Origin of the sequence: Curtobacterium sp. MCLR17_059, assembly GCF_003234665.1 — a bacterium.
Taxonomy (GTDB): Bacteria; Actinomycetota; Actinomycetes; order Actinomycetales; family Microbacteriaceae; genus Curtobacterium; species Curtobacterium flaccumfaciens.
In genome coordinates this window covers 15,213-28,504 of record NZ_QKSU01000015.1, presented here as the reverse complement: position 1 = coordinate 28,504, position 13,292 = coordinate 15,213, and the positions used below count along the sequence as shown (strand labels likewise).

Genomic DNA, 13,292 nt, shown 5'->3' with positions numbered 1-13,292 from the left:
CAAGTGCTCGGTCGCACCGAGACGGCTTCCTGAGTGGATCGGCAGTCACGGTACGCCCAGTGGACCCCGGCGGCACACGGCCTGGAGGCCCGGCTCGGTTCCGGCGGACGGGCTGCGGTGTCCGAGACCCGCAACCCGTCCGACGAGGGCGCTACGCGCCCAGTGCTGCGTCGACGATCTCCTTGGCCTCGCGCTGCACCTGCTCGAGGTGCTCCTGCCCGACGAAGCTCTCCGCGTAGATCTTGTAGACGTCCTCGGTGCCTGACGGCCGCGCGGCGAACCACGCCTTGTCGGTGACGACCTTCACCCCGCCGACGGCCGCGTCGTTGCCCGGGGCCTTCGACAGCTTCGCGGTGATCGGGTCGCCGGCCAGGGTGTCCGCGGTGATCGCGTCGCCGTCGAGCTTGCCGAGGCGGGCCTTCTGTTCCTTCGAGGCCGCGGCGTCGACGCGCTGGTAGACCGGCGCGCCGAAGCGCTCGGTCAGCTCGGCGTAGAGCTGCGAGGGGGTCTTGCCGGTGACGGCGACGATCTCGGACGCCAGGAGCGCCAGGATGATGCCGTCCTTGTCGGTGGTCCACGCGGTGCCGTCGTTGCGCAGGAACGACGCACCCGCGGACTCTTCACCGCCGAAGGCCACGGAACCATCGATCAGACCGGGGACGAACCACTTGAAGCCGACCGGGACCTCCCACAGGCGACGCCCCAGGGACTCGGCGACGCGGTCGATGATGCTCGACGACACCAGGGTCTTGCCGATCGCGGCGTCGTCGCGCCACTCGGGCCGGTGCGCGTAGAGGTACTCGATCGCGACCGCGAGGTAGTGGTTCGGGTTCATCAGCCCGCCGTCGGGCGTGACGATGCCGTGCCGGTCGGAGTCGGCGTCGTTGCCGGTGAGCACGTCGAAGTCGTCCTTGCGGGCGAGTACCGAGGCCATCGCCGAGGGGCTCGACGGGTCCATCCGGATCTTGCCGTCCCAGTCGAGCGTCATGAAGGCCCACGTGGGGTCGACCTCGGGGTTCACGACGGTCAGGTCGAGGCCGTAGTGGTCGCGGATGGCGTTCCAGTACGGCAGCGAGGCACCACCGAGCGGGTCGGCACCGATCTTCACGCCGGCACGCTTGATCGCGGCGATGTCGATGATGTTCTCGAGGTCGGCGACGTACGTGTTCAGGAAGTCGTAGCGCTCGGGCTCGGCGTCCTCGGTGCGCTGCACCTCGGTGTTGCCGCCCTCGATGATCGCGTTCGCCCGGTTCGCGATCCAGCTCGTGGCGTCGCTGTCGGCGGGTCCACCGTGCGGCGGGTTGTACTTGAAGCCGCCGTCGCGGGGCGGGTTGTGGCTCGGCGTGATGACGATGCCGTCGGCCGTGTCCGGGTTGCCGGCGCGGTTGTAGCGGATGATCGCGTGGCTCAGCGCGGGCGTCGGCACGAAGCCGTCCTCGCTGTCGGCGAGCACGCGGACGCCGTTGGCGGCGAGGACCTGCAGCGCGGTCTGCTCGGCGGGGGCCGAGAGGGCGTGGGTGTCGCGGCCGATGAAGAGCGGCCCGTCGGTGCCCTGGTCGCGGCGGTACTCCACGATCGCCTGCGTGATGGCGGCGATGTGGGTGTCGTTGAAGGCGGTGTCGAGCGACGACCCGCGGTGTCCGGACGTGCCGAACACGACCTTCTGCTCGGGGACCGAGACGTCGGGCACTCGGTCGTGGTAGGCGGCGACGAGCTCGTCGAGGTCGACGAGGTCGTCTGCGGTCGCTGGGGTGCCGGCGCGGTCGTTCATGCGTCCATCCTGGCATCGGCCGCCCTGGCGCGTTCGGGGGAAGTGCACCAGAGGCCGGGAACGCGAGCGAGCGGCCGCCCCACCCGGGTTGAGGGGGGACCCCCGGGGTGGACGACCGCTCGCGGTCTGTGGAGGCAGGTGCCTCAGGCGGTGCGGAACGAACCCGTCGCCGTGCGGAACGAACCGGTCACGGTGCGCGTCGAGGACGTCGCGGTGCCGGGACGGCGGAACTGCGTGTCGACGAAGCGGCCGAGTGCGCGGCCGGTGCCGGTGCCGGTGTAGCTGCCGATCGGGCTGCGGGTCGCGTCGCCGGCGAAGGCGCCGAGCTCGGCGCGGGTCTCGAGGCCGGTCACGTAGGCGCCGCCCAGGGGGTTCTGACGGTTCTGCATGGGTGCTCCTCGTCGTCGTGCCGAGGTCCGCAGGTCACCGAGCCGGCGACCGCGACGCCGTCGGCTGGATGACCACCAATGTACGCGCTTGTCTTGCATGATGCAAAACAAGCGCGTGTCGGAGCCTCAGGCGAGCAGCTCGCAGAAGTTCCGGCCCTCGGCCGTCCAGCTCTGCCGCGCGACCAGTCCGGCTTCCGCCGCGTGCCGGTGCAGGGCGTCGAGGCCGACCTCGGCCCACGGGAACCCGGCGCTCTCGTTGCCGTCGGCGTCGACCACCCGGGCGGTGTACACGCGGTCGGCCGTGACCTCGGGGTTCGTCTCCACGATGACCCGGCCACCGGCTCGTACGATCTCGCGGCAGCGGGCGAGCAGGGCTGTCGGGTCGCCGCCGATGCCGATGTTGCCGTCGATCACGAGTGCGGTGTCCCAGTGGCCCTCGTCGGGCACGGCGTCGAACACGGAACCCTGCAGGGCGGTGCCGCCGGAGCGCTGCGCGATGGCGACGGCCTCGGCGGAGACGTCCACGCCGAGCGCCGGGATGCCCCGGGAGCGTGCGGCGACGAGCATCCGGCCCGGGCCGCAGCCGATGTCGATGACGCCGCCGTCGACGTCGTCGAGCAGCGAGCGGTCGACACGGTCGGCGGCGGCGCTCCAGCGGCCGACGTCCATCGTGGTGACGGCGTCGGGACGGTCGGCGTCGGTCAGGCGCAGGTGGCCGTCGGTGCGGAGCGCACGGGCGTACGGCTCGCCGCCGCCGGCACCGAACGAGACGGGTGCGTGCATGGTCATCGGGTGCTCCCCACGGTCTCGGCACGGAGTGCCCGGGTGAAGTCGGAGTCGGGTGCGAGGTCGGCGACCCGCTCGGCGTCCGGCATGGTGTCGACGTCGAGCAGCTCGCCGAGCACGCCCACGTCGAGTCCGGCGTCGGACAGGCGTGCGAGCTGCACGGCTCCGGTGTCGTCGCGCGACATCGGCACGCCGCGCAGCAGGTCGCCGGTGGGCTCTCGCAGGTACAGCGACCAGAAGCCGCCGTCCTCGGCCGGGCCGAACCAGGCGTCGCGGGCGGCGTCGTCGAACACCGGTGCGAGGTCCGCGGTGGACACCTGCGGGGTGTCCATGCCGACGAGCAGCAGCGGACCGTCGACGGCGTCGAACAGGAACCCGAGGCGCTCGTCGAGGCCGCCACCGGGCTGGTGCAGCACCTCGAACCCCTCGGCCGCTGCGGGCACGACGTCGCCGTCGAAGAACAGGACCCGGCGGGCCGCGGGGAGTGCGCGGACGGTCGCCAGGGTGTCGGCGAGGCTCGCGGACGCGACGCGTGCTGCGCCCTCGGGGGAGAGCGCCGGCGTCAGCCGGGTCTTCACCTTGCCGGGCAGGCACTCCTTCGCCACGACGGCGACGGTGACGTCGGTGCGCGCAGCGTCGCCGGCGTGGACGTGGGTGGGGTCGGCGGTCACGAGCGGGCCTCCTCGACCACGGGGGTGGACTCGGCCGCCTGGCGGAGCGGTCCCGGTGCGACGACCCGGACACGGGCCTCCCGGCGGTACGCACGGAGCAGACGGGACATGTCCCGCACCGCGTTGATCGTGCCGCGGAGCGTGCCGGTGACCTTGCTGTCGCCGATGCGCTGCGCGTACCCGATGTCGGACTCGTCGACGCGCCAGCCGGCGGCGTGCGCGGCCAGCACCATCTCGAGCGGGTAGCCGCTGCGGCGGTCGCGCAGGTCGAGGGAGACGAGGTCCTCGCGGCGCATCACGCGCATCGGGCCGAGGTCGCGCAGACGGTAGCCGGTCGCGCGGTGCATGAGGACGGCGAGGACGCGGTTCGCGAACCGCGCGTGCGGAGCCCACGCACCGCGGCCCGTCGGGACGCGGCGGCCGAGAGCCAGGTCGACGCGGCCACTGGCCACGCGGTCGACCAGGGGCGGGAGCTCGGCGGGGTCCATCGAGGCGTCGGCGTCGCAGAAGGCGACGAAGTCGGCGGTCGCCGCGGCGACCCCGGCGGCGCAGGCCGAACCGAACCCCTTGACGGGTTCCGTCACCACGAGGGCACCGTGGGCGCGGGCGACGTCGGCCGATCCGTCGGTCGATCCGTTGTCGACGACGATGGCCCGGTAGCCCGTGGGGAGCCGCGCGATGACCTTCGGCAGGGCGTCCGCCTCGTCGAGGCACGGCAGGATCACGTCGACAGTCATGTCCGTCATTCGGTGCGGTCGGTCGGATCGACGGGTCTGTCCTGGCATGCACTCGACACAACACGACGACGCGCTGCGGGGTACAGGAAACTGCCGGGTCCTGGTCGTTCAGCGCGTCCGGTCTGCGCTCGGTCCCCAGAACGGGGGACAGGGTGCGTGTGTGGGTCCGCGAGTGGTTGCGCAAGACGCCGTCGTGTCGTCGAGACGCCGCCGAATGGGGCGGCGTCTCGCGCACCCGGGGGCGTGGTGCCGACACGACGGCGTCTCGCGTGGCCCTGGGGGCGGGCACTGCGGACGGGAGGCGCGGGGCGGCGCCGTCACGGGCCTCCCGTCCGGTGGCTGGTCGCGCTCTCAGGCACGGCCAGCGGTGCGCTGCTCGCGCACGCGTTCCGGCTAGCGGACGGCGCTGCGGAGTGGAGCCGTCGCGAAGTCCCGCATGCCGGCCTCGAAGTCGACCTCGGCGTGCCAGCCGAGCTCGGCGGCGATGCGTGCCGAACTCGCGGTGACGTGGCGGACGTCGCCCAGGCGGTACTCGCCGGTGACGACCGGCTGCGGGCCGTCGGGTCCGGCGATCGCGGCGGCCATGTCCCCGATGGTGTGCACGGTGCCGGAGCCGACGTTGTACGCGCGGAACGTGTCCGACGGCAGGTCGGCGGTCGCCGCGATGGAGGCAGCGTTCGCGCCGGCGACGTCGTCGACGTGCACGAAGTCGCGTCGCTGGGCGCCGTCCTCGAAGACGCGGGGTGCCTCGCCGCGGGCCAGTGCCGAGCGGAACAGGGACGCGACACCGGCGTAGGGGGTGTTCGCAGGCATGCCCGGTCCGTAGACGTTGTGGTAGCGGAGCGCGATCGCGCGGCCCCCCGTGGCTCGGGCCCAACTGGAGGCGAGGTGCTCCTGCGCGACCTTCGTCTGCGCGTACACGTTGCGGGGGTCGAGGGCGGCGGACTCGTCGATCAGGCCGGGCAGCAGGGGCTGACCGTCGGGGCCTATGGGGTCGAAGCGGCCGGCGTCGAGGTCCTCGCGGCGGCGGGCCGGCGGACGGGTGGGTTCGCCGGAGGCGGTGGTGTACGCGCCCTCGCCGTAGACGACCATCGAGCTGGCGACGACGAGCCGGCCGATGTCGTGCCGGTCCATGCCGGCGAGGACGTGGGCGGTGCCGGCGTCGTTCGACGAGACGTAGTCGGGGGCGTCCTGGAAGTCCACGCCGAGGCCGACCTTGGCCGCCTGGTGGCACACGACGTCGATGCCGTCGAGGGCGGCGTCGAGGGCGACCCGGTCGCGGACGTCGCCGTGCACGAACGCGATGCCCTGCTGCTGGTGGGCGCGGATGACCTCGGCGGGGTCGCCGTGCACGTCGTCGCGCAGGGAGTCGAGGACGCGGACCTCGTGGCCGTCGGCCAGGGCGCGGCGGACGATCGCGGAGCCGATGAAGCCGGCGCCGCCGGTGACGAGGAGGCGGCTCATGCGGTGGCGCCTGTGGTGGCGGTGGCGGCGGGCTGGGCCTTCGTGGCGGTGACACCCGTGGTCGGCTGGGCCTGCATGATGCTGGCGCTCGCGCTGGTCGGGACGAGCTCGCGCGGGGTGAAGTCGGCGGGGATCGCGGCGACGATCTGGCCGATGGCGCGGACGATGACCTCGTTGGCGCGGGCGAGGCGTTCCATGACGAGGGCGTGGGTGACGACGGCTCCGGCGTCGTCGACGTCGGGGCCGCTGGCTGCGGCTGCGGCGGCGGCTTCGTCCTCGGTCGGGGCCAGGCCGGCGTCGGCGTCGGTGACGAACGACAGGTTCACGGTGGCGATGCCGAGTTCGGCGGCCAGGGGGACCTCGGGCGTCATCGTCATGTTGATCGTGTGGCCGCCAGCCTGGCGGAGCCAGACGGACTCGGCGCGGGTGGAGAACCGGGGACCCTGGATGACGACGCATGTGCCGGTCGGACGGAACGGCACGTCGAGTCCGGCGACGGCGTCGATCGCCGCACGGCGGAGCGTCGGGTCGAACGGGTCGGCGAAGGACAGGTGCTGCACGTCGTCCTCGAAGAACGTGTCGGCGCGGCCCCAGGTGCGGTCGATGAGCTGGTCGGTCACGACGAAGGTGCCCGGGGCGTAGTCGGGGTGCAGGCCGCCGACGGCACTCGAGGACACGATCGCGCGGACGCCGAGCGAACGGAGCGCCCAGACGTTCGCACGGTGGTTGATGCGGTGCGGGGCCACGGAGTGCTCACGGCCGTGGCGGGTCAGGAACGCGACCCGTCGTCCGGCCATCGTGCCGATGCTGATCGGGCTCGACGTCGGGCCGAACGGGGTCGGGACGTCGAGCTCGTCGGCGGTGCCCTCCTCGAACAGCTGGTAGAGGCCGGAGCCTCCGATGACACCGATCGTCACGGCTTCGTCGTTCTCCACAGGTCCTCCGGTTGGTCGTCGGCGCGGGCTGCGCGCTGGATACGCTACTGACGGCGCCACCGGGCGAACCGGGAGCGGCGCCACCAACCCCCTGTTCGGAGGCACCTGTGCGAACGATCGGTCAGCACCGCGACGACCTGGCGGCGTTGCTCGCGCCGGTGGTGGCGGGCCTCGGAGCAGAAGAACTGTCGATCGGCGAACTCGCCGGTGCCGGTGCCGGTGCCGGTGCCGGTGCCGGGTTTGCTCACCGCGTGCTCGCGGCGGCCGTCCTGTCGCCCGTTCCGCTGCCGCCGTTCGACAACAGTCAGATGGACGGGTTCGCCGTGCAGGCCGCGGACGCGGGGCAGGCCGTCCGGGTCGTCGATCCGATCCCGGCCGGCGTGGTGCCCGAACCGCTCGAGCCCGGCACGGCCGCGCCGATCATGACCGGTGCACGGATCCCGACCGCCGCCGACGCGGTGTTCCCGGTCGAGGCGACCGAGCCCGGCGCGTTCCCGGCGGCGCTCGAGCTGCTCCGGGTGACGGTGCCCGCTGACCTGACCGCCGGCACCTTCGTGCGGGTGACCGGCAGCGACCTGCCGACCGGCGCCGAGCTCGCTCCGGCCGGTTCCGCGGTCACGCCGGCGCTGCTCGGGGCGCTGGCTGCTGCGGGGGTGACGACCGTGTCGGTGCGCCGACCACTGCGGGTCCTCGTCGTGTCGACCGGGTCCGAGCTGCAGGGTGCCGACGCGGACGCGGCGACCATCGGTGACGCGAACGGCATCGCGCTGCGGGCCGCGTTGGCCCAGGTCGGTGCGGACTCACGGGCCGTCCGAGTGCCCGACGACGTCCCTGCCTTCGACCGGGCCCTCGACGCGGCCGTGGGGGACTGGGCCGACCTCGTGCTGACGACCGGGGGCATCAGCGCCGGGGCGTACGAGGTCGTGCGACAGGCGCTCGAACCCCGTGGGCTCGCGGTGACGCCGGTCGCGATGCAACCGGGTGGGCCGCAGGCGTTCGGCAGCGTCGTGTTCGGTGCCGGTCGCGCCGTGCCGGTCGTGTCCTTCCCCGGCAATCCGGTTTCGGCGCTCGTCTCGTTCGAGGTGTTCCTGCGCCCCCTGCTCGCCACCGCCGTCGGACTCACGCCGGACCGCCCCACGCAGGTCCTGCCGGCGGCGTCCGCTGCCGGCTCACCCGTCGGCAAGCACCAGGTCCGTCGCGGCCGGGTGCAGGACGGGGCCGTGCACTTCGTCGGTGGGCCGAGTTCGCACCTGCTCGTGCACTACGCCGCCGCCACCCACCTGGTGCACGTCCCCGTGGGGGTCGACACCGTCGAACCCGGCGACCCCCTAACCGTCTGGAGCCTCCGATGACCGACCCGTCCGCCTCCGACCAGCTGTCGCACGTCCGCGCCGACGGCAGCGCGCACATGGTCGACGTCTCCGCGAAGGACGTCACCGACCGGTCGGCCACCGCCACCGCCACCGTCGTCACCCGCCCCGACGTCGTCGCACGCATCCTCGACGGCTCGTTGCCCAAGGGCGAGGTCGTCGGCACCGCCCGGATCGCCGCGATCATGGCGGTGAAGAAGACCTCCGACCTGATCCCGCTGTGCCACCCGCTGCCGATCGCCGGCGTGCAGGTCGACATCACCGGCACCGACGACCGCGTGCTGATCGAGGTGTCGGTCCGCACGACCTCGCGCACCGGCGTCGAGATGGAAGCCCTGACCGGGGCGAGCGTCGCCGCCCTGACGGTGTACGACATGGTGAAGGCCGTCGACCGAGCGGCCGTGATCACGGACGTCCGCGTGCTCGAGAAGCACGGCGGACGCTCCGGGGACTGGAGCAACCGATGACCGCCGAGCCGACCAGGGGCCGGGCCGCCGTCGTCGTCGTGTCCACGCAGGCCGCCGCCGACCCCGCGCTCGACCGCACCGGACCCCTCATCGCCGACTGGCTGCGCGACCACGGGTTCACCACGAGCGACCCGATCATCGTCCCCGACGGCGGCGCGATCACCGAGACCATCACCGCGGAACTCCTGGCCGACGCCCGGGTCGTCATCACCACCGGCGGCACCGGGGTCACCCCCACCGACCGGACCCCCGAGGCGGTGGCGGGGCTGATCGACCTCGAACTGCCCGGCATCACCGAGGAGATCCGTCGGCGCGGACTCGCGGGTGCCGGCCCGACCGCCCTGCTCACCCGCGGCGTCGCCGGGGTCACGAACGCCGGCTGTCTGCTCGTCACCCTGCCCGGGTCGCGCGGTGGGGTGTCCGACGGACTCGCCGTGCTCGACGGAGTACTCGACCACGTGGTCGCCCAGGTGCACGGCGAGGGCCACGCCCCGCGGAGCGCCTCGTGAGCACCACAGAGTCCGCCGCACGGGTTGCGCTGGCCGACGTCGTCGACCGCGACGTCAGCGTCGACGAGGTCGCAGCCGCGGTGGCCACCGTGCAGGACGGCGCCGTGGTGACCTTCGCCGGCATCGTCCGAGACCACGACGGTGGCAAGGGCGTCACCGCGCTCGACTACGAGCGGCACCCCAGCGCCGGCGAGGTCATCACCGAGGTCGCCCGGACCATCGCCGAGGACCACCCTGACGTCCGGATCGCCGTGCTGCACCGGGTCGGGGCGCTCGGCATCGGGGACGTCGCGCTCGCCGCAGCGGTGTCGTCGTCGCATCGGGCGCAGGCGTTCGCCGCGTGCGGTGCCCTGGTCGACCTCGTGAAGGAGCGCGTGCCGATCTGGAAGCACCAGCGGTTCACCGACGGGACGGATGAGTGGGTCGCGGCGCTGTGACCGCCGCCGCCCAGACCGACACTGAGCGCGCGGCGGCAGGGCGACGCTGGGCCGAAGTTGACGAGCGTGCACGCCTGCTCCTCGCGCAGACCCGGACACCCGGCACGCCGGTCCTCGGGTTCGTCGTGGCCATCGGGCTGGTGCTGGTGGCGCTGTGCATCGCGGCGATCGCCGTGCCCGCCGGATCGGACGCTCGCTTCGCAGTTGCCGGCGTCGTCACCGCACTGGGCTTCGTCATCGGTCTCGGCGACGCCGTTCGGGTCCTGATCCGCCGGAGACGGAACGGCGCGGAAGCTCGTCGTGCGCCGGTGCTCGCGCCGCTACAGCAACGCGAACAGCGCGCGGTGACGGAGGCGGCGACCGGGCGACGAGCTGCGCCGGAGGACCGCCGGATCGTCGTGCAGGCGAGGGCGGTCGAACTGGGCGGCGGCGGCGAACTGGCCAGTCTGGCTGGGTTCGTGATCGTGTGGTCTGCGATCACGTTCGCCGGTGGCGCGTTCTGGCCCTTCGCCGTTGCGGGCGGCATCGCCGCCGCGGGGCAGTTCGCCTTGACGGCACGGTCCGCGGTGCTCGCCCGCCGGTACCTCGACGCCGACCCTGTGCACCTTCGCAACCGGGACGCTCGTTCGGGGCATGGTGAGACTCCAAGCGGATCCATAGAATCGCGAACATGAGCGTCTTGCTGCCCGGGATCACCGTCATCCTGCTGGTCTTCGCCCTGATCGACATCCTGACGAAGACGGATGACCAGATCCGCGGCCTGCCGAAGATCGCGTGGGTGATCCTCGTGATCCTGGTCCCCGTCGTCGGCAGCATCGTCTGGTTCGCCATCGGCCACGACTGGGCTCCGGGCGAACGGAACCACGGTCGGTACATCGAGCCCACCCGCCACGAGGACCGGTACGCCACCCTCGGCGACGCCCGCAGTGCCCACGGAGCCAAGCGCGTCACCGGCACCGAGCAGGAGCTCGCCGAGCTCGAGCGCGAGATCGAGTACTGGGAGGCGCAGGCACGCCTGAAGCGCGCGAAGGATGCCGCGGGCGAGGGCGACACCGCTCCCGCGAGCTGATCGTGTCCACGCCGGCCCCGCATGAGCTCGCCGGAGCCACGGTCTCCGAGGAGACCTGGCAGCAGGTGGAGGACCGTCTCGCGGGGGCGCCAGTCGGACCGCGTGTCCGCCGTTCGATGGTCCGGCGGGTCATCTGGATCGTGCTGGCCGTCGTCGCCGCGGTTGCAGCCGGGTGGCTGAGCGCCGAACACCTGCCGCGCTTCGACCTGCCCTCGACCGGAAGTGGCCTGCCGGGCTGGGCGTTCTTCGTCATCGTCCCGCTCATGATCGTTGGCCCGGTCTGCTGGGTCACCGCAATCGTCCGGGGCGGTGGACAGTTCCAGAGCGCGCTGTCCGACCCGATGCTCGGGCTTCCTCGTGCCGTCCGCCGACGGATCGAGCGCATGGCTCGTGGGCAGCAGCCCGCCGATCCGCAGCACCGGACCGCGCTCGTCGCACTCGCCGGCCGTCGGCTCGGTCAATCGACATCGACGTTCTGGCTCGCCCTCGGATGGACGCCGTTCGCGTTCGCGCAGTTCCTGCTCAACTGGGCGACGTTGTTCGGGCTGCTGTACGCGCTCCTCACCGTGTTCTTCCTCGCGATGCTGCTCTGGACCGTCAGCAAGCGGAAGCAGTGGCGAGCGTTCCTGCAGGAGACCGAGCCCCGCGCCGGAGCCGAGCCAGCCCCCGCGAGCTGACCCGGGCCTCCAGGCCATCGCACCGTGCGCGGTCTGTCGGGTGGTGCGAGGTTGCGCGCTCCGTGTGCCGCTACAGGCTCGCACCGAGCGGGCAACCTCGCACCATTCGAACAAGCGCGCACCGTGCGACGAGCCCGCCACGCGCCACCCACCCTTGACGCGTGGCACATCTCCTCGGCGCCGAGAACCTGCATCTCGAGTTCCCCACCAAGGTCGTCTTCGACAACGTCACCCTCGGCATCGACGAGGGTGACCGGATCGGCGTCGTCGGCCGGAACGGCGACGGCAAGTCGACCCTCCTCGCACTGCTGTCCCAGCGCCTCGAGCCGGACGGCGGCCGCGTCACGCACCGCCGTGGGCTGACCATCGGCTACCTGGACCAGCGCGACATCCTGCCCGAGGGCGCGACCGTCGGCAGCACCGTCGTCGGCGACCTCGAGGAGCACGAGTGGGCCGGTGACCCGAAGATCCGCGACATCATCGGCGGCTTGGTCTCCGACATCCCGTGGGACGTCAGCGTCGACGAGCTGTCCGGTGGGCAGCGTCGTCGTGTGGCCCTCGCGCGGCTGCTGGTCGGCGACTGGGACGTCCTGTTCCTGGACGAGCCGACCAACCACCTGGACGTCGAGGGCATCGAGTGGCTCGCCGGGCACATCAACCGCCGCTGGTCGTCGAACCAGGGCGGCATGGTCGTCGTGACGCACGACCGGTGGTTCCTCGACGCCGTGTCGACCGACACGTGGGAGGTCTACGACGGCGTCGTCGACCCCTTCGAAGGTGGCTACGCCGCGTACATCCTGCAGCGCGTCGAGCGTGACCGGCAGGCTGCCACGATCGAGCAGCGCCGGCAGAACCTGGCCCGCAAGGAGCTCGCGTGGCTCCGCCGCGGCGCCCCGGCCCGCACGAGCAAGCCGAAGTTCCGCATCGACGCGGCGAATGCCCTGATCGACGATGTCCCGCCGATCCGCGACACCGTCGCGCTGTCCCGGACGGCGACCGCGCGCCTCGGCAAGGACGTCGTCGACCTGCTCGACGTGAGCGTCTCGTTCGACGGCACGCAGATCCTCGACCGCATCGAGTGGCGCATCGCACCGGGGGAGCGGACCGGCATCCTCGGCCCGAACGGCGCCGGCAAGTCCACGCTGCTCAACCTGGTCTCGGGTCGGCTGCAGCCGACCAGCGGGCGGGTGAAGACCGGCAAGACGGTGCAGGTCGCGGTCCTCGACCAGCAGCTCGCCGACCTGCAGCAGTTCGCCGACGACCGCGTTCGCGAGGTCGTGGCCCGCAAGAAGACGAGCTACGTCGCCGACGGCAAGGAGATGACGCCGTCGCAGCTGCTCGAGCGGCTCGGCTTCACCTCGGAGCAGCTCTCCACGCCCGTCAAGGACCTGTCCGGTGGGCAGAAGCGGCGCCTGCAGCTCATGCTCATCCTGCTCGACGAGCCGAACGTGCTCATCCTCGACGAGCCCACCAACGACCTCGACACCGACATGCTCGCCGCCATGGAGGACCTGCTCGACACCTGGCCCGGCACCCTGCTGGTCGTCAGCCACGACCGGTACCTGCTCGAGCGCGTCACCGACCAGCAGTACGCCGTGCTCGGCGGGCACCTGCGCCACCTGCCCGGCGGCGTCGACGAGTACATGCGTCTGCGCGAGGCCGGCACCGGTGGCGGGACCGCCTCTGCGGCTGCCGCCGCGTCTGCCGGGAGGCCCGACACCGTCGGCGGGACCGGTTCGGCCGGTGCCGTGGCCGGGTCCACGGCCGCTGGTGCGTCCGCCCTGTCGGGAGCGGACCGGCGGACGGCCGAGAAGGAGATGTCGGCGCTCGACCGGAAGATCGCGAAGGTCGGCGCGGACCGCAAGAAGCTGCTCGACCAGTTCGCGACGCACGACCAGTCCGACTACGCCGGGCTCGGCGAACTGCAGTCGAAGCTCGCTGCGCTCGAGGCCGAGGTCGAGCAGCTCGAGGAGCGCTGGCTCGAGGTCGCGGAGCTGCTCGGGGTCTGAG

15 protein-coding genes are annotated in these 13,292 nt (G+C 72.5%); 8 read left to right on the top strand and 7 right to left on the bottom strand.

Annotated features, from left to right (window positions below):
- Positions 1 to 151: 151 nt before the first annotated feature.
- From pgm to DEJ12_RS16455, 7 genes are all read right to left on the bottom strand, one after another.
- Positions 152 to 1,771, bottom strand: a complete 1,620-nt coding sequence (pgm, locus tag DEJ12_RS16485; RefSeq protein WP_111030826.1) for a phosphoglucomutase (alpha-D-glucose-1,6-bisphosphate-dependent) — start codon at positions 1,769 to 1,771, stop codon at positions 152 to 154.
- Between the two features lie 143 nt (positions 1,772 to 1,914).
- Entirely contained in the window at positions 1,915 to 2,160 is a 246-nt protein-coding gene (locus tag DEJ12_RS16480) for a hypothetical protein (RefSeq protein WP_111030824.1), read from the bottom strand.
- Between the two features lie 126 nt (positions 2,161 to 2,286).
- Positions 2,287 to 2,949, bottom strand: a complete 663-nt coding sequence (locus tag DEJ12_RS16475; protein WP_071406012.1) for a bifunctional 2-polyprenyl-6-hydroxyphenol methylase/3-demethylubiquinol 3-O-methyltransferase UbiG — start codon at positions 2,947 to 2,949, stop codon at positions 2,287 to 2,289.
- The gene (locus DEJ12_RS16470; protein ID WP_111030822.1) at positions 2,946 to 3,617 is read right to left on the bottom strand and encodes a DUF2064 domain-containing protein; all 672 of its coding nucleotides are present in this window, start codon (positions 3,615 to 3,617) and stop codon (positions 2,946 to 2,948) included. Before DEJ12_RS16470 ends, DEJ12_RS16475 begins: the two co-directional genes overlap by 4 nt.
- Positions 3,614 to 4,363 carry a glycosyltransferase family 2 protein gene (locus DEJ12_RS16465; protein WP_027465082.1) on the bottom strand — a complete coding sequence of 250 codons (750 nt, stop codon included), beginning with the start codon at positions 4,361 to 4,363 and terminating at the stop codon, positions 3,614 to 3,616. The genes DEJ12_RS16470 and DEJ12_RS16465 overlap by 4 nt, the downstream gene beginning before the upstream one ends.
- A 384-nt stretch (positions 4,364 to 4,747) precedes the next feature.
- Positions 4,748 to 5,818, bottom strand: a complete 1,071-nt coding sequence (locus DEJ12_RS16460; RefSeq protein ID WP_111030820.1) for an NAD(P)-dependent oxidoreductase — start codon at positions 5,816 to 5,818, stop codon at positions 4,748 to 4,750.
- On the bottom strand, positions 5,815 to 6,753 hold the full coding sequence (locus DEJ12_RS16455; protein WP_111030818.1) for an MTAP family purine nucleoside phosphorylase: 939 nt from the start codon (positions 6,751 to 6,753) through the stop codon (positions 5,815 to 5,817). Before DEJ12_RS16455 ends, DEJ12_RS16460 begins: the two co-directional genes overlap by 4 nt.
- Before the next feature lie 107 nt (positions 6,754 to 6,860).
- On the opposite strand from DEJ12_RS16455, the gene glp reads away from it, so the two are divergent.
- The 8 genes from glp (at position 6,861) to DEJ12_RS16415 (ending at position 13,291) form a co-directional block, all read left to right on the top strand.
- Positions 6,861 to 8,105 carry a gephyrin-like molybdotransferase Glp gene (gene glp, locus DEJ12_RS16450; RefSeq protein WP_111030816.1) on the top strand — a complete coding sequence of 415 codons (1,245 nt, stop codon included), beginning with the start codon at positions 6,861 to 6,863 and terminating at the stop codon, positions 8,103 to 8,105.
- Positions 8,102 to 8,590, top strand: coding sequence for a cyclic pyranopterin monophosphate synthase MoaC (gene moaC / locus DEJ12_RS16445; RefSeq protein WP_111056875.1), 489 nt, complete (start codon positions 8,102 to 8,104; stop codon positions 8,588 to 8,590). Before glp ends, moaC begins: the two co-directional genes overlap by 4 nt.
- Positions 8,587 to 9,099, top strand: coding sequence for a molybdenum cofactor biosynthesis protein B (locus DEJ12_RS16440; protein ID WP_111030814.1), 513 nt, complete (start codon positions 8,587 to 8,589; stop codon positions 9,097 to 9,099). Before moaC ends, DEJ12_RS16440 begins: the two co-directional genes overlap by 4 nt.
- A complete protein-coding gene (locus DEJ12_RS16435; protein WP_111030812.1) occupies positions 9,096 to 9,536 on the top strand; it encodes a molybdenum cofactor biosynthesis protein MoaE in 441 nt (146 codons plus the stop codon). The genes DEJ12_RS16440 and DEJ12_RS16435 overlap by 4 nt, the downstream gene beginning before the upstream one ends.
- Entirely contained in the window at positions 9,533 to 10,210 is a 678-nt protein-coding gene (locus DEJ12_RS16430) for a hypothetical protein (RefSeq protein ID WP_146245131.1), read from the top strand. Before DEJ12_RS16435 ends, DEJ12_RS16430 begins: the two co-directional genes overlap by 4 nt.
- A complete protein-coding gene (locus DEJ12_RS16425; RefSeq protein ID WP_111030808.1) occupies positions 10,207 to 10,605 on the top strand; it encodes a PLDc N-terminal domain-containing protein in 399 nt (132 codons plus the stop codon). Before DEJ12_RS16430 ends, DEJ12_RS16425 begins: the two co-directional genes overlap by 4 nt.
- 2 nt (positions 10,606 to 10,607) lie before the next feature.
- On the top strand, positions 10,608 to 11,282 hold the full coding sequence (locus DEJ12_RS16420) for a hypothetical protein (RefSeq protein WP_111030806.1): 675 nt from the start codon (positions 10,608 to 10,610) through the stop codon (positions 11,280 to 11,282).
- Between the two features lie 161 nt (positions 11,283 to 11,443).
- Complete coding sequence (locus tag DEJ12_RS16415; protein WP_111030804.1) at positions 11,444 to 13,291, top strand: ABC-F family ATP-binding cassette domain-containing protein; 1,848 nt, start codon at positions 11,444 to 11,446, stop codon at positions 13,289 to 13,291.
- Position 13,292: the final 1 nt, after the last annotated feature.

What these genes read in the sequence shown, in the direction of transcription:
- pgm (WP_111030826.1), bottom strand. Translation starts at nt 1,771, where the DNA reads ATGAACGACCGCGCCGGCACCCCAGCGACCGCAGACGACCTCGTCGAC.
- DEJ12_RS16480 (WP_111030824.1), bottom strand. Translation starts at nt 2,160, where the DNA reads ATGCAGAACCGTCAGAACCCCCTGGGCGGCGCCTACGTGACCGGCCTC.
- DEJ12_RS16475 (WP_071406012.1), bottom strand. Translation starts at nt 2,949, where the DNA reads ATGACCATGCACGCACCCGTCTCGTTCGGTGCCGGCGGCGGCGAGCCG.
- DEJ12_RS16465 (WP_027465082.1), bottom strand. Translation starts at nt 4,363, where the DNA reads ATGACGGACATGACTGTCGACGTGATCCTGCCGTGCCTCGACGAGGCG.
- DEJ12_RS16460 (WP_111030820.1), bottom strand. Translation starts at nt 5,818, where the DNA reads ATGAGCCGCCTCCTCGTCACCGGCGGCGCCGGCTTCATCGGCTCCGCG.
- moaC (WP_111056875.1), top strand. Translation starts at nt 8,102, where the DNA reads ATGACCGACCCGTCCGCCTCCGACCAGCTGTCGCACGTCCGCGCCGAC.
- DEJ12_RS16440 (WP_111030814.1), top strand. Translation starts at nt 8,587, where the DNA reads ATGACCGCCGAGCCGACCAGGGGCCGGGCCGCCGTCGTCGTCGTGTCC.
- DEJ12_RS16425 (WP_111030808.1), top strand. Translation starts at nt 10,207, where the DNA reads ATGAGCGTCTTGCTGCCCGGGATCACCGTCATCCTGCTGGTCTTCGCC.